Source organism: Thalassospira lucentensis, assembly GCF_050516545.1.
GTDB lineage: Bacteria > Pseudomonadota > Alphaproteobacteria > Rhodospirillales > Thalassospiraceae > Thalassospira > Thalassospira lucentensis_C.
The window spans coordinates 1,322,181-1,342,495 of sequence record NZ_CP191544.1; the positions used below are offsets into that span (position 1 = coordinate 1,322,181).

Below are 20,315 nucleotides of genomic sequence, written 5' to 3' on the forward strand. Positions count from 1 at the left end.
GCGCGAAGGTGAAGAACATGACGGTATCGGTTACATTTTGCGGAGCAGCTGGTGGTGTGACAGGCTCATGCTATCTCCTGCAAACAGATCACGGCAATATTCTTGTTGATTGCGGAATGTTTCAGGGAAGTAAGACCGTCCGGGAACTCAATTATGGTCCTTTTCCGTTTGAAGCCAAGGATGTAGCGGCGGTTCTTCTTACCCATGCCCATATCGATCATTCCGGATTGCTGCCAAAGCTTGTCAAAGCCGGGTTTGATAAATCGATCTTTGCGACAGATCCGACCTGTGACCTTTTGACATATATGCTGCCTGATTCCGGTTATATTCAGGAAAGCGAGGTCGAGCGACTAAATCGCCGGAACGCGCGGCGTGGTCGTCCCGAGGTCGAACCAATTTATACCCGCAAGGATGCTGAACATACCCTTACACGCTTGAAAACTGTGGACTACCATGAATGGCAGGAAGTCTTGCCAGGCGTTGGAGCAAGATTCTGGGATGCAGGACATTTGTTGGGATCAGCATCGATCGAAGTCGAAATTGCATCAAACAAGGTTGATGGTAAGCCAACCCGCCTGCTGTTTTCGGGTGATCTTGGCACCGGTGAAGCCGTATTCAACGATGTACCGGAGGCGCCATCGGGGCTGGATTATTTGTTTGTGGAAACAACCTATGGGGACCGAAATCGCCCGGAAATTAGTGATGATGAACGTCGGGCGATGTTGGGAAAGGAAGTGCGGGACGCCTTGAAGGCGGGTGGAAACCTTATTGTTCCAAGTTTTGCAGTGGCGCGCACCCAAGAATTGCTTGTTGATTTTGCGTATTTGTTTAATCGCGGTGAATTGCCTGAAGCGAATGTCTTTGTCGACAGCCCGCTTGCCCAACGTGCGACAGAAGTGTTTGCCAAGCATCTTGATCGCAGTGATGCCAATGCTTTATCGCATCCAAAATTTCACATGGTTCCGGATGTCGAAGCAAGTAAGCAACTGGCAAATGTCACAAGCGGTGCGATCATCATTTCGGCCAGTGGCATGTGTGACGCTGGTCGTATTCGGTACCATCTAAAAAACAATTTGTGGCGACCGAACTCAACAGTGCTTTTGGTTGGTTTTCAGGCAGCAGGATCATTTGGAAGCGTTTTGCAACGCGGAGCCAAACGGGTTCGTATCCACGGCGAGGAAATTGAAGTCCGTGCCCGTATTCGAACGCTTGATGTATATTCAGGGCATGCCGATCAGGAGATGTTGTTGCGCTGGACGAAAGACAGACTGCCTGTTTCACGGAGAATATTCCTAACGCACGGCGAGCAGGGGGCACGGGCTGCTTTTGAACAGGCATTGATCGCACAGGGTATTCCTGCCAACCAGATTTCCTTGCCGATGCTTGATGAAACGGTCGCTTTGCAAAAAGGTGGTGTTAAGGCAATTGTTCCCACCCCCAGAATTTCAGGTGAAGAATTATCCCGCGATGACTGGCACAATCTTTATGCAGGAACGGTCACAGCACTTTCTGAAAAGCTCCGGTCGCTTAAAACTGATACAGAAAGGCGCGATATACTAGAAAAAGTCTTGCGCGATATCGGGTCAGTGTGAGAGCAATTACCTTGGAAAAGAAATAATGGCAAAAATTGCTAATGCGCGGATTTACTTGCCAACATTGGATAACCTGTCACCCTATTAATAGGGTGACAGGTATATGAAACCACTACGCAGACGGGCGGGTATATGTCAATCGTAGGGAACTCTGGTTATCGGGTTCTTATTTATAGCCACGATACCTTCGGGCTGGGCCATTTGCGCCGTTGCCGCACCATTGCGCATGCGCTTGTTTCGCGCAGGGATGATGTTTCAGTTCTTATTCTGTCCGGGTCCCCCATTATCGGCAGTTTTGAATTCCGTTCACGAGTTGATTTCGTCCGCATTCCGGGCGTGATCAAGCTGTCTAACGGTGAATATACCTCGCTTAATCTCAACATCGATGTTGATCAGATTCTGGCGATGCGTGAATCGATCATTAAGCACACAGCAGACGTCTTTAATCCCGATATCTTTATCGTTGATAAGGAGCCGCTTGGCTTGCGCGGCGAAGTGGAATCGACATTGCAAATGTTGCGTCATCGTCGCACCCGCCTTGTGATGGGCTTACGTGATGTGATGGATGATCCGGTTAATTTACGCGAAGAATGGGATCGCAAACAATGCGTGCCAGCGCTTGCCGATCTTTATGACGAAATATGGGTTTATGGTTTGCAGGAAATCTGCAACCCGCTTGAAGGCATTGATCTTCCAGCAGGGGTTGAAGAAAAGATGGCCTATACCGGCTATCTGCCGCGTACCGCAACGCGCCGCCCAACACCGGAACATGGCGCACTTGGCCTGGAAGAACCTTATTATCTGGTGACGCCGGGTGGCGGCGGTGATGGGGTCAATCTGGTTGACTGGGTGGTTAGCGCCTATGAAACCGACCCGACGATTGCCGTGCCATCGCTGATTGTTCTGGGGCCGTTCATGGCGCCTGCGGAACAGAAAATGTTTATGGAACGTGCTGAAAGCATTGCAAAGCTTTCCGTTATTACCTTTGACGCCAATGTTGAAATGCTGATGGATAAATCGGCAGGGGTCGTTGCGATGGGCGGCTATAATACGTTCTGTGAAATCCTGTCCTTTGATAAGCCAGCGGTCATTGTGCCGCGTACTGTGCCGCGTCTTGAACAGTATGTGCGTGCGTCTGCTGCCGAAAAACTCGGCCTGATCAAAATGCTGACTGAGGAAGGTGGCCGTGATCCACGCGAAATGGCCAATGTGCTTCATGGGCTGATTGATCAACCCAAACCATCCCACGTGACAGTCCCCAACCTTATGGGCGGACTTGATCGGGTTGGTGATCTTGTTGATCGTTGGCTTCCGCCGCAAATGGCTGCTGAATAAACCATCAGGAACAGATTTGATGACACGCGACAGTCTTGCAATCGTGGTGAAGGGATATCCGCGATTGTCGGAAACCTTTATTGCGCAGGAAATTCTGGGAATTCAGCAGGCAAGCATTCCGTATCGGATCGTGTCACTCCGTCATCCCACGGATAAGAAGCGTCACCCGATCAATGACCGCATTGCCGGTGATGTCGATTATCTTCCTGAATATGTCTATCAGGAACCGCTGCGGGTTCTGCGGAGTTGGTTAAAGGTTCGCAAACTTCCCGGATATCGCCGTGCCTTTAATATCTGGTGGCAAGATTACCGCCGTGATCGCACGTCCAACCGTGCCCGTCGTTTTGCCCAAGGCATGGTAATGGCCGCGGAACTTCCCGACAATATCACGCGCATCTATGCCCATTTCTTCCATACGCCAGCATCGGTCGCACGCTATTGCGCGATCATACGCGGCTTGCCGTGGTCCTGTTCGGCACATGCCAAGGATATCTACACCAGCGAAGATTGGGATATGCGCGAAAAGCTGCGCGATATGGATTGGCTGGTGACCTGTACAAAGGCCAATGTTGATTATCTGCGTGAGCTGGCGGAAGATCCAGCCAAGGTCAATCTGCTGTATCATGGCTTGGATTTCTCGCGATTTCCGGAAGAGTTACCGGTACGTGCCATGCGCGATGGCAGTGATGCCGCTGATCCGGTGATTGTTCTCTCCGTTGGGCGTTTGGTTGGCAAAAAGGGGTATGACGACCTTTTGCATGCCTTTGCCAAACTTCCAAAAACACTGCATTGGCGGTTCGTTCATATCGGTGGCGGTAGCCGCGATAAGTACAAGCAACTGGCCGTAGAACTTGGCATCTCGGATCGCTGTGACTGGCAAGGTGCGCGCGACCAAAAGGAAGTGATTGCAGCGTGCCAGGCATCTGATCTGTTTGTTCTGGCCAGCCGGATTGAACAGGATGGCGACCGTGATGGGTTGCCAAATGTCTTGATGGAAGCACAGCTTTGCGGATTGGCGGCTGTTTCAACCGCGATTTCGGCAATCCCGGAACTGATCGAAGACGGGGTAAACGGCAAGCTGGTCGGGCAACGCGATCCTGATGCGCTGGCACATGCATTGGAAGTCATGATTTCTGATCCAGCCAAGCGTGCCGACATGGGACGCAAGGGCAATGAAATCGTGCGGCGTGATTTCTCATTCTATCGCGGGATGAAGGAACTGGCCCATCGGTTCGGTGTTTCTGATCAGAACACAGAAAATAAAGACGCAACAATCCAACAACCCGCCGCAGAGTAGGAGGCACGCGTTTGCAGGTTGCCTTTTACGCCCCGCTAAAGCCCGTTGACCATCCCGTACCCTCAGGTGATCGCCTGATGGCGCGCATGCTGTGTGACGCGTTGAAACATGCAGGGATGGAGGTTCATGTCGCCTCCCGCCTTCGCAGCCGTGTCGCCGATGGCAATGTCATGCAACAAGCACGTCTGGCCGAAATGGGCACGAAACTGGCGGCAAGGTTGTTGCGGCAATATCAATCGGGATTTCGTCCACGCCCGGATATCTGGTTTACCTATCATCTGTATTACAAGGCCCCGGACTGGATTGGGCCGATTGTCGCCAATGCACTTGATATCCCCTATGTCGTTGCCGAAGCATCCTTTGCGCCCAAACGGGCAAGTGGCCGATGGGGGCAAAGCCATGCTGCGGTTGAAACCGCATTGCGCCATGCAGATGCGGTTTTCTCCTTAAACCGGGCGGATATGGAATGCCTTTACCCAATCTGTGATTCCGGTTCTGTTCATTTCTTGCCACCCTTTACCCAAGTTGAAAACTGGTCGGTTGCACGCCGAAGGGCAATTGATCCTGCCTGCGTCCAGTTGGTGGCGACCGCCATGATGCGTAAGGGTGACAAGCTTAAATCATATGACCTTCTTGCCCGTTCATTAGGGCAGGCTTTGCGAAACGGTGTCGATCATTGGTATTTAACCGTCATTGGTGATGGACCCGTGCGATCAGATGTCGAAGCCCTGTTTGATCAGCACATGGTCACAGCAAGCCACGTTTCATTCTCAGGTCAGTGTGTGCCCGAACAAACGCGTGAAATTCTGGGCAAATCGGATCTGTTTGTCTGGCCGGCAATCAATGAAGCATTTGGTATGGCATTGTTGGAAGCACAGGCGGCAGGATTGCCAGTTTTGGCAGGTGATGCCGGCGGTGTTTCAGGGATCGTATCTGAAGGCATGACCGGATGGCTTGTACCGATTGGTGATGAAGCTGCCTTTACCGACAGGCTGACACGTTGTCTAACCTGTGATGTTGAAGCGTTACGCCCAATAGGGGAATCTGGTGCATCCAAGGCAATGCAACACCACACGGTTGCTGCGGCTGCCAATATCCTTGGTGCGACATTGCGCAATCTTGTTTCTGATCGGCAGGGGAGGCCATGAGCATCATTCGCTTTGCCTTGCTGCGTCATGGGGTGACCGACTGGAATGCGCAAAAACGCATTCAGGGAAGATCAGATATTTCGCTTCGGGCAGAAACGGTTCAGACCTATCGTAATTATCGACTACCGGATGATTGGTGCAATGTGCCGTGGTTCTGTACGCCTTTGTCGCGAACCCGCGAAACGGCGAATGCCTTGTCGATTTTCCCGATCTCGGTTGAGACTGCGCTAATCGAAATGGATTGGGGGCAGTGGGAAGGAAGAAAACTTCCGGAACTGCGTGACGAGCTTGGCGATGCCATGCGGGTGAACGAAGATCGTGGGTGGGATTTCCGACCGGATGGCGGCGAAAGCCCGAGCGATGTCTTGCAGCGCGTCGAAGGGTTTCTTCGTAACAATGATCTGCCGACATTTGGTGCTGTTACGCATAAAGGCGTCATTCGGGCGGTTTATGCTGCGGCCCGTCCATGGGACATGATGGGCAAAATGCCAGATCGGCTGGATTGGGAATGTTTGCACGTTTTTGAATGGTCATCGGATGAAGGCTTATCGATTTCCGAACTGAATGTGCCGTTGAGCACGTTAGGAGAGGTAAGCTGATGGCCGATGTCATGGTGTATGTGCAGCATCTGTTGGGCATTGGTCATGTGCGCCGTATGGCTTTGATCAACCGTGCGATTCAAGATCGCGGTCTGACAGTTTTGATTGCCAGTGGTGGTGTGCCGGATGACGGACTGGATTTTGCCGCTGATCAAGTCCTGCAGCTTTCGCCCTGTAAAACAGCCGATAGCAATTTTTCCGGGCTTGTTGATCCGAACGGCAATGTGCTTGGCGATGACTGGAAAGAACAACGCAAAGCAGAACTTCTTGCTGCCTTTACGGAATCCGCGCCCAAGCTTTTATTGATCGAGATGTTCCCGTTTGGCCGCAGGGCATTTCGGTTCGAACTGATCCCGTTGTTTGATGCCGCAAAGGCCGCCGGTATTCCAATCGTTTGTTCTGTGCGTGATTTGCTGGTGCGCAAAGCCGACATTGGTAAAACGCAATGGATGCGTGATGTTGCGCGCCAATATCTTGATGCGGTTCTGGTCCATGGTGACTCGGCATTGTTTGGGTTTGATCATAGCTTTGAATGCGCAGATGAAATTGCGAATCTGATTGTGCACACTGGCTATGTCGCGCCAGAAATTGCTGCTGACCCGGCAAGTGACCCTGCGCAAGATCGCAAAGGTGTTTTGGTTTCGGCGGGCGGTGGTGCTGTTGGTGCGGAGCTGATTGATCTTGCGATTGCTGCCCGTCAATATTCTGAAAAGTATGCAAATGCGCCGTGGGATATCGTTGCAGGCCCGCATTTTCCAGCTGATCGTTTCGATGCGCTGTTGAAAAATATGCCAGACGGGATGGTCCTACATCGCTTCCTGCCTGACTTTCGCGAACGTATGGCGCGGGCTTCTGTATCGGTATCACAGGCGGGCTATAACACGTTGATGGACGTGCTTTCGACTCAAACACCTGCCGTGATGGTGCCCTTTGCACAAGGCGGAGAAAGCGAACAAACAGAGCGTGCCGAAATTCTTTCAAAAGAAGGGGTTATTTCCCTGCTTGATCTTGATGGCCTGTCTGCGCAATCATTAGCAAAACAAATAGATAGTGCCAGACGGCCAAGCGGTTTGAAAATCGCACTGGATGGCGCGCAAAAAACTGCGGCGATTATCGCAGGAATGATTAAGGGTACGGCATGAGCAGTTGGGATCATTTACGCACGGAGCTTGATCTGTGGCAATCCGAAGGACGGATCGCGACGGCATGGTGGCGTGATGATGATGCAGTGACTGTCACCCCGGAACTTGAAGCAATTCTTGCGTTTGAGCAGCATTACAACGTTCCGCTGGCATTGGCGGTTATCCCGGCTGATCTTCAAAACGATCTTGTGGAACGCTTGGTGGAAACGGTTGATACCCGTGTGTTGCAGCATGGCTGGTCACATAAAAACCATATGCCCGTTGGACGCAAGAAGCAGGAACTTGATGATGTCCGCGATATAGGGGACGTCGTGTCAGACTTACGACATGGGTTCTCGGTTCTGAAATCCCGATTTGGCAGCCGGTTTTTGCCGGTGATTGTTCCGCCGTGGAACAGGGTTGCTGAAGATGTTGTCGCCTCTTTGCAATCCTTGGGATTCTTTGGGATCAGCACCTTTAACCCACGTGCATCGGCGGAGCCGTATCAGGGCCTGTTACAGGTTAACACACATGTTGATGTTATCGATTGGCGCGGCACACGTGGCTTTGCTGGCGAAGACGTGGTTCTTGGTGCAATGGTTGCGCATCTTGTCGCACGTCGAACAGGGCAGGTGGACGACCTGGAACCTACCGGCATCCTGACCCATCATATGGTGCATGACAAAGGTACGACCAAGTTCCTCGATAATCTGTTTTCAATGGAACATTCAGCTCTGAACTGGCTGAAAATACCTGGAGTATTTCCATGGCAATAAGCCCAAAAGAGCGCGCGGAACCAGAAGAAACCCTGGGTTCCGACACCTTGACTGACCCGGTGAAACCTGCGGGTGTCGTGGATAGTGACGTTCAGATGATGGCCTATCCGCCAAAGCTGATGGCGCCGGATTTGGCGAAATCAGTTGTCGGGTTGTTGATCTGCGGCGTGATTGCGCTCATCCCGGATATGCTTTCAATCATCAAATGGACGGCAGCCGGGTTGGCATTGTTGTTCGTATTTTACTTTGCCCGCACGCTGATGCGTTTCCAGTCCAAGCTATATGTTTCGGAATATGGTATTCGTCTCTCGAACATGCGCGGTGGGACGGCTTTTGCGTGGTCGGAACTTTCCAAATTCCGGTTGCGTTATTTCAGTACCAAACGTGACGGAAACAAGGGATGGTTTGAACTGACGATCCAGGCTGGCGAATCCAAAATTGTCGCAGAATCAACACTGGACGGTTTTGACGATCTGCTTGATATCTCACGTGATTGGGCCAAAGATAACAATCTTCTTGTAGATGACGTGACACGAACAAATCTGATGCGGATGGACGAAGCTGAAACCCTTGTTCAGGCAGCTGCATCTGAACGCGCACAAAGCGGTGCCAAACGAACATGATCGATATTCTGCGTATCAAGGATTTGAAAGTCGAATTTGTCTTGCCGCATATGCGGGTGAAGGCTGTCGAAAATGTAAGCTTTCGTATTGGTGCGCAAGAAACTGTCGCCTTGGTCGGGGAATCCGGATCGGGTAAAAGCACGATCTCTCAGGCGATTATGGGATTGCTGCCAAAGGCAGCCCAGATCACCAATGGATCAATCATCTTTGCGGATCCGAAAAAGCCGGGCACACGGGTTGATATTGCCTTGCTGGATCGCAGCGGTACAGAAATGCGTGCGATCCGCGGCGGCCGGATTTCCATGATTTTTCAGGAACCCATGAGTTCCTTGTCACCCTTACACACCATTGGTGATCAGATTTGTGAAGCTGTGCGCCTGCATCGGCGTGTTGGTCGGGCCGAGGCAAATGAATTGGCCGTTGAAATGCTGACGCTGATCGGCTTTCCACAGCCTAAAAGGGCGCTTAAGACATACCCGTTCGAATTGTCAGGTGGCCTTCGCCAACGTGCCATGATTGCCATGGCGTTGGTCTGTCGTCCGGCACTTCTGGTTGCGGATGAGCCGACCACGGCACTCGATGTAACGATACAGGCGCAAATCTTGCGACTGATCAAGGAAGTGCAAAGCGAATTGCAGATGTCCGTTTTGCTGATCACCCATGATCTCGGTGTGGTCGCAAATATGGCGGATCGCATGGTTGTTATTTACGATGGCCGGGTGGTGGAATCAGGCAAAACCGATGATGTGTTTATTAATCCGGGGCATGCCTATACTCAGTCGTTATTGGCGGCTGTTCCACATTTTGACATGGGGCCGGATGAACGCCTGCGCCCGTTGCGCGAAATCAAACCCAAAACCGGAAGTCTGCTTGCCGAGATTACAGCGCAAGACACCCCGCGCGAAGCAATAGAAGTTCCGGCTGCCTTGGCTTTGCACCCATCAATGGCGAGTGAGCCTGTATTGGCAGTCCGCCATCTCAGCAAAAGTTTCAGCACCCGTAAAGGCAACTGGTTCAAATCCGAAGAACGGATGATCCCGGCCGTTTCCGATGTGTCACTCACCGTGAACCGTGGGGAATGTGTCGGGTTGGTTGGGGAAAGCGGGTGTGGCAAGACAACGCTGTCCAAACTGATCATGCGGGCTATGAACCCGGATGAGGGATCTATTCTGTTTCGCGGTGAAAGTGGTCAGATGACAGAACTGACCGGCCTTGATGAAGATCAGTTAAATCCCTATCGAAAACGCATACAGTTCGTGTTTCAGGATCCGTTTGGGTCGCTTAATCCGCGTATGACGGTGCAGGATATCGTGACCGAACCAATGGTCATTCATGGGGTCGGTGATAGCAACTATCGTAAGAAAATGGTGTTGGAATTAATGGATCTGGTTGGGCTTGATCCGCGTTTTCTAAGCCGCTATCCGCACAGTTTTTCAGGCGGGCAGCGCCAGCGTATTGGCATTGCACGTGCACTAAGCTTAAAGCCGGACCTTCTGATATTCGACGAGCCGACTTCGGCACTTGATGTATCGGTTCAGGCGCAAATACTTAATTTGTTGAAAGACTTGCAGCGCGATCTTAATTTGACATATCTGTTTATTTCTCACAATTTGGCCGTGGTGGATTACATCGCGGACCGGATTGCTGTGATGTGTGCCGGGCGCATTGTCGAATCAGCCCCACGTGAACAGCTGTTTAGAAATCCGCTTCATCCTTACACGCAGGCATTGCTAAATGCTGTGCCGTTTGCCGATCTCGACCATCTGTTGGATTTCGATAAGATTGTCGATGGAAAGGCTTCTGATCCGGCGCGTTGGCCTGCGCCTTTTACGATCAATGACACCAGTGCACCAAAGATGATGCAATTTGCAGAAGATCACTTTGTGCGTGCCGAACGTGCCGATTTTACGGAGATCGCGATATGACCCGGTTCCCCATCATTTCGAAGCTTTCGGCACGTCGCGTGCTTGCCGGTATGGTCGTTGGTACTGGTGTTATCACGGCATCATTGATGCCGGTTTCAGGTCACGCGGAAGTTCCATATTTTGAGGATGCGGTGGCGAAAGGGACTTTGCCGCCGATGCTTGAACGGTTGCCAGAACATCCAAACGTTATTGATTTTGGTGCAGAAGATAAAACCATTGGCAAATATGGTGGAGAGTTCGTCACTATTATGGGCCGGTCAAAAGACATCCGTATGGCGGTTGTCTATGGCTATGCGCGTTTGGTTGGCTATGACCCGGACCTGAACCTGCAACCGGATATTCTTGAAGCGTTGGATGTGAATGAAGAGGGGAATGTTTTCACCCTTCACATCCGCAAAGGTCACAAATGGTCAGATGGCGCGCCCTTTACGGCCGAGGATTTCCGGTATTACTGGGAAGATATCGTCAATAACGATGAATTGTACCCGGTCGGACCACCACGTTTCCTGTTTGTCGGTGATGAACCGGCAACCTTTGAAATTCTTGATGAATATACCGTGCGTTATAGCTGGTCACAGTCCAACCCGTTCTTTTTGGCGGAGCTTGCAGCAACACTCCCGCCGTTCATTTATCGACCTGCGCATTATCTGAAACAGTTTCACGAGAAATACCGTGATCGCGATGAGCTTGACGCAATTGTCGCGGAACGCAGTTTGCGCAGTTGGGCCGTTCTGCATACGGATATGGACCGACCGGATCGCTTGTCGAATATCAATCGCCCGTCACTTGATCCGTGGTTGGTCACGACCGAAGAACCATCTGACCGGTTTGTCTTTGTTCGGAACCCGTATTATCACCGTGTCGATCCAGAAGGAAACCAGCTGCCTTATATCGACCGGATGATCTTCAATATTTCGAATTCAAAACTGGTGCCGGCCAAGGTTGGCGCAGGTGAGGTTGATCTGCAAAGCCGGGTTCTGTCGCTAAAGGACTACACTTTCCTTAAACAGTCCGAAGCAAAACAGAATTATCAGGTTCGTTTATGGGATGTTGGTGCCGGTGCCCATGCCGCCTTATATCCTAACCTGACCTGTTCTGACCCGGTTTGGCGCGGTGTCCTGCGGGATGTACGGTTCCGGCGTGCCTTGTCGATGGCGATCAATCGGACTGAAATCAACCGCGTTTTGTATTTTGGTCTGGCACAGCCAACCAACAACACGGTCTTGCGCAAAAGCCCGCTTTTCAAACCGGAATATCGCGAAAGCTTTACCAATTTCGACATCGATGCGGCCAATGCATTGCTTGATGATATGGGATTGGCTGAACGCGACAGTGATGGCATCCGATTGCTGCCCGATGGCCGCCCGATGGAAATCATTGTCGAAACCACCGGTGAAAACCCGGAACATGACGATATGCTTGAACTGATCGGGGATAGCTGGCGTCAGGTTGGGGTGAAGATGTTCGTCAAAGGTCTGCAACGTGAAGTGTTGCGCAACCGGGCCTATAGCGGCGAAACCATCATGTCGATCTTCAACGGGGTTGATAATGGCCTTGCGACGCCAAATACGGTGCCGTCTGAATTCGTTCCGGCTCAGCAGGACAGTCTGCAATGGCCGAAATGGGGCCAATATTATCAGACCGACGGCGAAGCCGGTGAAGCACCGGATATGCCTGCTGCCAAGGAATTGATGATCCAGTATCGTAAATGGCAGACCAGCAACGAAAAAGGCCGTAAAGAAGCCTGGCAGGACATTCTGGATATCAATTCAGAAAATATGTTCTCAATCGGATTGATCGGGAATGTGCCGCAACCGGTTGTGGTGGATAAAGATATGCGCAACGTGCCCGAAAAAGGCATACATAGCTGGGAGCCCGGTGCGTTCTTTGGGATTTACCGTCCCGATACGTTCTGGTGGGATCGATAAGCACTTTGATCACGTAACACGACGTTTCACTGCCAACGAGGGAAGGCCGTGAAACGACAGGGGGAGCAATACCGCCGATGCTGACTTATTTGGCAAGACGGCTTTTTGTAATGGTGCCGACACTGATCATGATCAGTCTGTTGGTGTTCGTGATCATTCAGCTTCCGCCCGGGGATTTTCTAAGCACCTATCTCAACGAGCTCCAGGCTCAGGGTGAGGCTGTTGATCCGGCAAAAATCGAATTTTTAAAGCAGCAATATGGCCTCGATCAGCCGATATACGTTCAGTATATTGAATGGGCGTGGGGGCTTTTGCATGGCGATCTTGGTTTTTCGTTTGAATATAATTTGCCGGTATCCGAGGTCGTTGGCGACCGCCTGTGGTTATCCTTGGTCCTGAATTTCAGCACGGTTCTGTTCATTTATATCGTTAGTTTTCCCATCGGGATTTATTCGGCAACCCGGCAATACAGCTGGGGTGATTATGGTTTCACTTTCGTTGGCTTTCTTGGGCTGGCGATGCCGAACTTCCTGTTTGCCCTCATCTTGCTGTACTACGCCAATGTCGTGTTTGGGACGTCGATTGGTGGGTTGATGGACCCGGAATTCACCAACCAAGGATGGTCCTTTGCCAAGATCATGTCGGTTGTTGAACATCTTTGGGCACCTGTTCTGGTGATTGGCACATCTGGTACGGCATCCATGATCAGGCGGTTGCGGGCCAATCTTCTTGATGAACTGAGCAAGCAATATGTCGTCACAGCCCACGCCAAGGGCTTGTCGCCGATGAAGGTGCTGTTTAAGTACCCGCTTCGTATGGCCTTGAACCCGTTCATTGCTGATATTGGCAATATCCTGCCGCAGGTGGTTTCTGGCTCTGTTCTGGTGTCTGTGGTGATGTCCTTGCCGACAACGGGGCCGATGCTGCTGACGGCCCTGCAAAGTCAGGATATGTATCTGGCAGGCTCGTTCCTGATGTTCCTTGCCCTTTTGACCGTGGTCGGGATGTTTGTTTCTGATGTTCTGCTGGCTTGGCTTGATCCCCGCATTCGTCTGCAGGGAGGTGTCGGGCAATGAGCATCAATAGCGATCGGCGCAATGAACATTATGTCGACCCAACACCCTTTAATCCTTGGGAACGCGAAGAACTAACGCCCGAACAGGAAAAGTATTTTCTGGCCTCGCAATGGCAATTGATGTGGTGGCGTTTGAAACGCCATCGGTTGGCGTATTTTTCGCTGATCATTTTAGGGATCATGTATGCATCGATCCTGATTGTTGAATTCATCGCGCCCTATGCACAGGAAACCCGCAATTCCGAATTCATCCATCACCCGCCACAGGCGATCCATCTGTTCCATGATGGGGAATTTGTCGGACCATTTACCTATGGCACTGATTTCTCAGTAAATATGGAAACATTGAAGCCGACCTATACCCCAAACCCTGATCGGGTAGACCGGCTGCGTTTCTTCTGTTCTGGTGACGAGTATAAGTTCTGGGGTTTGGTCGATATGGATTTCCATTTCGTCTGTCCGCCAGAAGACGGCACGATGTTTGTGTTTGGCACGGATCGGCTGGGCCGCGACATGCTTTCGCGGATCTTTTATGGCGCGCGTGTTTCGCTGACCATCGGGCTTGTCGGGATATCGGTTAGTTTCTTCCTGGGTATTCTGATCGGTGGAGCGGCTGGCTATTACGGCGGCTGGGTCGATGCAACGGCACAGCGCGCGATTGAAGTCATTCGATCCTTGCCTGAAATACCGCTTTGGATGGCGCTTTCTGCGGCCTTGCCGGTGACCTGGAGCCCGATCCTGATCTATTTCGGGATAACGATCATTCTTGGTCTGATCGACTGGACCGGGCTTGCGCGTGCGGTTCGATCCAAACTTCTGGCATTGCGGGAAGAAGATTATGCCCTTGCTGCCCGCTTAATGGGGGCAAAACCAAAGCGTATTGTGGCACGTCACCTGTTACCGAACTTTGCCAGCCACCTGATCGCATCGGTCACGCTGTCGATCCCGAATATGATTCTTGGCGAAACGGCACTTAGTTTCCTTGGACTTGGTTTACGCGCACCGGTGACAAGTTGGGGGGTGCTTTTGAACGAAGCACAAAACATCAATGCCGTTGCTGTTTATCCTTGGCTAATGCTGCCCGTGGTTCCGGTCGTAATCGTCGTTCTGGCGTTCAATTTCCTCGGTGACGGCCTCCGGGATGCGGCTGATCCTTACAAGAACTGATCCTTTAATGGTCTGTGATTTTCCAAACCTTGAAACGGAACGCCTTGTTCTACGTCCCATGGCAATGGGGGATTGGCCTGCTTACGCGGAGCTGATGCTATCAGAACGTGCAGTTCATATGGGCGGCCCATTTGATATGGCTGGGGCGTGGCGGATGTTCTGCAGTGATGCTGCTCAATGGTGTTTGATGGGCCATGGTGCACTGATGGTTGATGAAAAAACGACTGGGCAATGCTTGGGGCAGGTTTGCATTAATTACGGACCATTGTTCCCCGAGCATGAATTGGGGTGGTTTCTTTTCCCATCTGCAGAGGGAAGAGGAATTGCTGCAGAGGCTGCAATTGCATTGCGCAAATGGGCTTTTGAGGTGCGCGAACTAAAGACATTGGTCAGCTATATTGCACCGCGAAATATGCGATCAATTCACCTGGCTGAACGCCTTGGTGCGTCTTTGGACCCTGATGCAGTCCGTCCTGACCCGGACGACCTTGTCTATCGACACTTTCCCGACTAAGTGGGTACTTTACTTTTTACGCAACCACAGGCTGGTCTCATGCGCGCCTTCGGGGATGTGAATGCCATTGGCGATCGATCCTTCAATCAGATCATCAAGTCGGGTTGTGGCATAGGCACTGGACCACAGAATTTCAAATCCGTTTCCTGCCAAAAGCGATGCAACACCTTGCTGTTCGTTATAGCCGCGCCATAGCCAGATTTCCGGGTAGTCATCGGGCAGGGTGATGTCATGGATATGAATGATCGTGCCGCTGGGCAATGTCGGAATGATTGACGAGAACAGTAAATCAACATCTGTTCCGGGCATCATGATGTGGCTTGAATCAATCGACAGAATATCACCGCCTGTAAGGGTGGAGAAAATCGCGAGATCAGCCTTTTGAACAATGGTCTGTTCAATCGTGATCGGCAGTTTTGCAATATCTGCGCGTGGGGCCGGATCAATCGCGTGAAAGGCAGTATCAAGTTTACCATCCTTGATCGCGCGATAATAAAATCGTGTGGAATGACCTGATCCGATTTCAACGATCCGATCCGGGCGGAATTCACGGGTGATAATATAGGCCATCATGCCATCAAGACGCGGAAACCAGCTTTGCTGCCAGCGTGGTTCAGGCGGCGTTGCATTACCAAAGCTTGCAAATTCTTCCTGATATGTCGCAGCCTTGGTCAACCATGCCTTCATGGTCGGCGCAGCCTGTTCCATCATGGATTCTATTGCCGGATAGGATGGACGCCCGACTGTTTTTGCCGTTTCATTCGCATAACGATAGGGGATGAAATAGCCCGCAGGAGAACTGCCAAACAGGGTTTTTAGTCCGAATTTCCATCGGCGCATTCTGCGTGAGAACGGCATGGCGGTCATAATGGCATCTCTTTGAATTGACGTCGTAAAACAGGGGCGTGTTTGATTAAGGGGTGGCGTTAGTCACAAAATGTCTGATCTTCACCACGCCAGCTTCGCATAAGCCAAAATGAAAATGCCAGTGCAATTCCCGAAAGAATGGCCATGGCGTAATAGGCTTGTGATCCGAAATTCTCATAAAGCGGGCCGGATGCCCAAATGCTGCTGCCTAAAAACACCCCCATTGAAAGGGTCGCCATCAGGCTTTGCGCAGATGTGGCCAAGGCTTGCGGGATTGCACGGGCAATAAAGCTTACAGCGGCCAAATGTGTAATGCCAAAGGTCATGGCGTGCAGCGGTTGAACCAGAATGATCAGCCAGATATTGTCGGTTGATCCCAAAATGAGCCAGCGAACAATACCGGCGAACGCGCCCAGCGCAAACAACATGCCCGGATGGCGTCCACGCACGAACCGGCCTGCAACGGCAAATAGCGCAATTTCGGCGATCACGCCGATTGACCAGAAACTCCCGATCATTTCATGGGAATAGCCAACCGATTCCCAATGGACGGAGGCAAAACTGTAATAGGTGCCGTGTGCACCTTGGGCAAAGCCGATACAGCCGAGATAGATCAGGAAAACCGGTTTACGCAAAAGGTAAATCAGCGAGGACCCAGACCGCAACGGGCGGTCGGTTTGCGGATCGGGCATGCGGGTCAGGATCGCAAAATTGACGATTCCGGCAATGAACAGCATCCAGACAATCCACGATGTCGATGTGCCATCCAAGACCCAACCGGCACCGTAGGATGCAAAAATGAACGCAAGCGATCCCCATAGGCGCACGCGACCGTAATCAAGATCACGGGCCTTGCATTCATGAACCGTGATCGTGGTGCCAAGTGGCAATAGCGGCGAAAAGGTAAAGCCGATCACCACGGATAATCCCGCCAACCACCAGAAGTTACTGGAAACCGGGAATGCGAGTATCGAGAGCACATAAATGCCACCCAGCCACAGCATCGGCGTTTTGCGGTTGCCGGTACGGTCTGCCCGTTGGGCAATCAACGGGTCGGCAAAGACACGCACCCAGTTTGGCAATGACAGCAATATACCGATTTCACCCGCCGACAATCCTTGCGCCTTTAACCATACAGGCCAATAGGGCAGGAAAACCCCTTGAATAAGAAATAATCCGACAAAAAACAGGGCAAGTATCGTTGCCGTTTGCATGCGATCAGATGCGTGGTCAGAAGATTGATTGTCGGGTGTCAGATTAGGGTTTTTCATGCCGTAATTTGCCGCCGTTTAAGTCCACGAACGATAAAGCGGGCAGGGTGGACGGCATCCATTAGTGATTTTTCCAATGGCAGGGGCATGTCGCAAATCTCACTGGCAAGAATTTCGGCGGCAAGCGGGGCACCGATCAGTCCGCGCGCCCCAAATCCCGTACAGATATACACGTCTTTGTGGTAGGGCGCATTGATATATCGCGCGCCTTTTTTACCTTTGTCCAGATCGGGATAGGCCGAAAGATATTGTTCAAAATCCGGGGCAGGGCCAATCACCGGCAAATGATCCTGTGTCGTTGTGCGCAACGCTGCACGGCCATCAAGGGACTTGGATGACAGGCTTTCTGCAATCTTGGGAAAGACTTTGCCCAACTGAGCGACGTTGTAGGCATGATCAGTATCGCGAAGATCGGTTTGTTCATCATCGCGCAGGAATGTCGCGCCGAAGACATGCATGCCGTTTTTTGCCGGGGTTATATGGCCCTTATAGCTCAGAACACATTGAATGTTAGCGCTACCATACAGTTCGGAAATGACCGTTTCCGGGCAGTAACTGATTTGACCGCGAACGGGGATCAGTTGATCCTCCAGCCACCTTGTTTGTGAAAGCGTGCTTGTTTCGGTCGCACCGGCAATGATCACGGCGTCATACGGGCCAAATTCCCGCCCATCACTGCTGATCAGCGTTTTTCCCGCGTGCGTGTCGCCAATGTCGGTGATCGTGGTTGAGACGTGACATTTGATGCCGTTGGTGAGCGCCCTTACGAAGGAAGGCGGGCTGACCCAGCCGGCAGACGGGTAAAATACCCCGCCCATCGGAACGGGCAGGCCAAAGCATGCACTGGCCTCATCGCGTGACATGGCCTGTATAAGATCAGGATGATCAGCAAGCCGTGCAAGCAAACCGTCTTGGCGTTCTTGTTTGCGGGCACTGGTGGCCAAGTCAAGCACACCGCAAAAAACGGCCTCTATCAGGCCATCATCGGCAAGACGTTTTATTTTACGGTGGCTGAAACAAAATCCGGCCTCAAAGAATCGGCCCATAATGGCGTCATCAGCCGTGAAATAGGGCTCGATCATGCCAATGGGATTGCCCGATGCCGCATCTGCCAACTGATCGCGTTTTTCAAAGATCGTGACATGACATCCACGATTGCGTAGCGCATCAGCACAGGCCGCACCGGCCATGCCGCCACCGATTACGGCAACGGATTTGGCGTTGCTGTTCTTGGGAAGGTTAAACCATGGATCATCGGTAAAATGAAACCGGTTGGAGCCTTCTGATTGGGGTTCCTTGGCGGGGAGCGTGGCCGTGATCATGTCACGCTTAAATTCAAACCCCTTGCGCTTACTGACCGTAAATCCGGCACTTTCAAGCCCGTCGCGGACGATACGTGCTGCGCTAAAAGTGGCAAGTGTTGCGCCATTGGTGCTGGATGCCGCGACAATCGCTGAAAACAACGACGCATGCCACATACCAGGATTTCGGGCAGGGGCAAAGCCATCAAGGAACCAGCAATCAATACTGCCCTCATATCCGGACCAGCATGTGATGGCATCGCCGATCAGAAGTGTCAGACTTACCGCGCCATTGCCAAGAATGAACCGATGTATGCCTGGCAACATTGTTTCCGTTGGCCAAATATCGCCCAGTTGTTTTGAGAATTCTGACAGCTCGGGCCAAATTTTATGGGCACGGATCATGTCATTACGGGAAAGCGGAAATTTTTCGACCGAAACGAAATGAAGACGTTTTGATTTATGCGGGGCTTGTAACCAGGCCTGCCATGCGGCAAGAAAGTTCAAGCCCGTGCCAAAGCCGGTTTCGCCAATGGTAAAATTTTCGCGGCCTTGCCAAGCGGTCGGAAGATTGTTGCCTTCAATAAACACATAGCGTGTTTCAGCCAAGCCATTCTTTGGGCTGTAATATACGTCACCAAAATGCGGGGAAAATGGCACATTGCCATCGCGCCAAGTTATGACGCCAGCATTTGTCACGCTGGCGTCATATGACTTTGTTTCTGGCGCGGTCGGAATGTCGTCGGCTGTCATGCAGACAGGGCCTCGTCATCCTGCTCCGGGACCAGGGCAAGAGCTTCGCGGATGACTTCGGTTCCGGCCCCTTTGCGATGGGCGTTCTCGCTGAGATATCGGCGCCATTGTTTGGCACCGCGCATTTGCTGGAACAGGCCAAGCATGTGGCGGGTAACGTGGCCGATGGTTGCGTTTTCTTCCGTAAGGTGCTGCTCGATATATGGCAACATGGCCTCGACGACCTGATGGCGGTTGAGCGGTATGCTGTCGTCGCCGTAGAAGCGCCGGTCCACATCAAACAGAACAGAAGGGTTCTGATACGCTTCACGCCCGATCATAACCCCGTCAACATGCTTCAAATGCTCTTGCGCCTCATCCAGTGTCTTGATGCCGCCATTGATCAGGATTTCAAGTTCCGGGAATTCTTGCTTAAGCTGATAGACAAGCTCGTACCTTAGCGGGGGCACTTCGCGGTTTTCCTTGGGCGACAGGCCCTTAAGCCACGCCTTGCGGGCATGCACGATGAATGTCGTGCAGCCTGCATTGGCAACCGTTTCTGTGAACCGTTTAAGCGACGGATAATCTTCCTGATCATCAATGCCGATACGGTTCTTGACCGTTACGGGTGCGTCACTGGCCGAAATCATTGATTTGACGCAGTTTGCGACCACATCGGGTGTGCCCATCAGACAGGCGCCAAACGCGCCGTTCTGCACACGATCAGACGGACAACCGCAATTTAAGTTAATCTCGTCATAGGCATATGCATTGGCAATGTCACAAGCACGGGCCAAATCATCCGGGTCACTACCACCAAGTTGAAGGGCAATCGGATGTTCTGCATCATGATAACGTAAATGCCGTTCCACGCCGCCATGAATGATCGCGCCGGTGGTGACCATTTCGGTATAAAGCAACGTATGACGACTGATCTGCCGCAAGAAATAGCGATCATGCCGGTCCGTCCAATCCATCATCGGGGCAACGGAAATACGTCGATTAACAGTCATGGGTCTACCGATTGTCTTCAAACTGGGTGAA

The 20,315-nt window shown here is 51.8% G+C and carries 17 protein-coding genes; 13 read left to right on the forward strand and 4 right to left on the reverse strand.

Features of this window, described 5'->3' with window-relative positions; translation table 11 throughout:
• Nucleotides 1-17: 17 nt before the first annotated feature.
• The 13 genes from ACQ0MK_RS06105 (at nucleotide 18) to ACQ0MK_RS06165 (ending at nucleotide 15,100) form a co-directional block, all read left to right on the forward strand.
• A complete protein-coding gene (locus ACQ0MK_RS06105) occupies nucleotides 18-1,592 on the forward strand; it encodes an MBL fold metallo-hydrolase (protein WP_430475272.1) in 1,575 nt (524 codons plus the stop codon).
• 132 nt (nucleotides 1,593-1,724) lie between these two features.
• Nucleotides 1,725-2,927 (forward strand): glycosyltransferase family protein, encoded by a 1,203-nt coding sequence (locus ACQ0MK_RS06110; RefSeq protein WP_430475273.1) that lies wholly within the window; start codon nucleotides 1,725-1,727, stop codon nucleotides 2,925-2,927.
• 19 nt (nucleotides 2,928-2,946) lie between these two features.
• A complete protein-coding gene (locus tag ACQ0MK_RS06115) occupies nucleotides 2,947-4,224 on the forward strand; it encodes a glycosyltransferase family 4 protein (protein WP_430475274.1) in 1,278 nt (425 codons plus the stop codon).
• Nucleotides 4,225-4,235: 11 nt separating this feature from the next.
• Nucleotides 4,236-5,372: a glycosyltransferase family 4 protein gene (locus ACQ0MK_RS06120; RefSeq protein ID WP_430475275.1), complete on the forward strand. Its 1,137-nt coding sequence runs from the start codon at nucleotides 4,236-4,238 to the stop codon at nucleotides 5,370-5,372.
• Nucleotides 5,369-5,971, forward strand: coding sequence for a histidine phosphatase family protein (locus tag ACQ0MK_RS06125; RefSeq protein WP_430475276.1), 603 nt, complete (start codon nucleotides 5,369-5,371; stop codon nucleotides 5,969-5,971). The genes ACQ0MK_RS06120 and ACQ0MK_RS06125 overlap by 4 nt, the downstream gene beginning before the upstream one ends.
• Nucleotides 5,971-7,113: a glycosyltransferase family protein gene (locus ACQ0MK_RS06130; protein ID WP_430475277.1), complete on the forward strand. Its 1,143-nt coding sequence runs from the start codon at nucleotides 5,971-5,973 to the stop codon at nucleotides 7,111-7,113. Before ACQ0MK_RS06125 ends, ACQ0MK_RS06130 begins: the two co-directional genes overlap by 1 nt.
• Nucleotides 7,110-7,868, forward strand: a complete 759-nt coding sequence (locus ACQ0MK_RS06135; RefSeq protein WP_430475278.1) for a polysaccharide deacetylase family protein — start codon at nucleotides 7,110-7,112, stop codon at nucleotides 7,866-7,868. The genes ACQ0MK_RS06130 and ACQ0MK_RS06135 overlap by 4 nt, the downstream gene beginning before the upstream one ends.
• Nucleotides 7,859-8,491 carry a hypothetical protein gene (locus ACQ0MK_RS06140; protein WP_430475279.1) on the forward strand — a complete coding sequence of 211 codons (633 nt, stop codon included), beginning with the start codon at nucleotides 7,859-7,861 and terminating at the stop codon, nucleotides 8,489-8,491. Before ACQ0MK_RS06135 ends, ACQ0MK_RS06140 begins: the two co-directional genes overlap by 10 nt.
• Nucleotides 8,488-10,416, forward strand: a complete 1,929-nt coding sequence (locus ACQ0MK_RS06145) for a dipeptide ABC transporter ATP-binding protein (RefSeq protein WP_430475280.1) — start codon at nucleotides 8,488-8,490, stop codon at nucleotides 10,414-10,416. The genes ACQ0MK_RS06140 and ACQ0MK_RS06145 overlap by 4 nt, the downstream gene beginning before the upstream one ends.
• Entirely contained in the window at nucleotides 10,413-12,344 is a 1,932-nt protein-coding gene (locus ACQ0MK_RS06150; RefSeq protein WP_430475281.1) for an ABC transporter substrate-binding protein, read from the forward strand. The genes ACQ0MK_RS06145 and ACQ0MK_RS06150 overlap by 4 nt, the downstream gene beginning before the upstream one ends.
• A 77-nt stretch (nucleotides 12,345-12,421) precedes the next feature.
• Nucleotides 12,422-13,420 carry an ABC transporter permease gene (locus tag ACQ0MK_RS06155; protein ID WP_350042715.1) on the forward strand — a complete coding sequence of 333 codons (999 nt, stop codon included), beginning with the start codon at nucleotides 12,422-12,424 and terminating at the stop codon, nucleotides 13,418-13,420.
• Nucleotides 13,417-14,586, forward strand: a complete 1,170-nt coding sequence (locus ACQ0MK_RS06160; protein ID WP_430475282.1) for an ABC transporter permease — start codon at nucleotides 13,417-13,419, stop codon at nucleotides 14,584-14,586. Before ACQ0MK_RS06155 ends, ACQ0MK_RS06160 begins: the two co-directional genes overlap by 4 nt.
• Before the next feature lie 7 nt (nucleotides 14,587-14,593).
• A complete protein-coding gene (locus ACQ0MK_RS06165; protein ID WP_430476006.1) occupies nucleotides 14,594-15,100 on the forward strand; it encodes a GNAT family N-acetyltransferase in 507 nt (168 codons plus the stop codon).
• Nucleotides 15,101-15,109: 9 nt separating this feature from the next.
• On the opposite strand, the gene ACQ0MK_RS06170 is transcribed toward ACQ0MK_RS06165, so the two are convergent.
• Genes ACQ0MK_RS06170 through dusA form a run of 4 tightly spaced genes read right to left on the reverse strand, consistent with a single transcriptional unit; the run spans nucleotide 15,110 to nucleotide 20,284 of the window.
• Nucleotides 15,110-15,967, reverse strand: a complete 858-nt coding sequence (locus ACQ0MK_RS06170) for a class I SAM-dependent methyltransferase (protein WP_430475283.1) — start codon at nucleotides 15,965-15,967, stop codon at nucleotides 15,110-15,112.
• Between the two features lie 59 nt (nucleotides 15,968-16,026).
• Complete coding sequence (locus ACQ0MK_RS06175; RefSeq protein WP_430475284.1) at nucleotides 16,027-17,238, reverse strand: 3-phenylpropionate MFS transporter; 1,212 nt, start codon at nucleotides 17,236-17,238, stop codon at nucleotides 16,027-16,029.
• Entirely contained in the window at nucleotides 17,235-19,292 is a 2,058-nt protein-coding gene (mnmC, locus tag ACQ0MK_RS06180) for a bifunctional tRNA (5-methylaminomethyl-2-thiouridine)(34)-methyltransferase MnmD/FAD-dependent 5-carboxymethylaminomethyl-2-thiouridine(34) oxidoreductase MnmC (protein ID WP_430475285.1), read from the reverse strand. The genes ACQ0MK_RS06175 and mnmC overlap by 4 nt, the downstream gene beginning before the upstream one ends.
• The gene (gene dusA / locus ACQ0MK_RS06185) at nucleotides 19,289-20,284 is read right to left on the reverse strand and encodes a tRNA dihydrouridine(20/20a) synthase DusA (protein WP_430475286.1); all 996 of its coding nucleotides are present in this window, start codon (nucleotides 20,282-20,284) and stop codon (nucleotides 19,289-19,291) included. The genes mnmC and dusA overlap by 4 nt, the downstream gene beginning before the upstream one ends.
• Nucleotides 20,285-20,315: the final 31 nt, after the last annotated feature.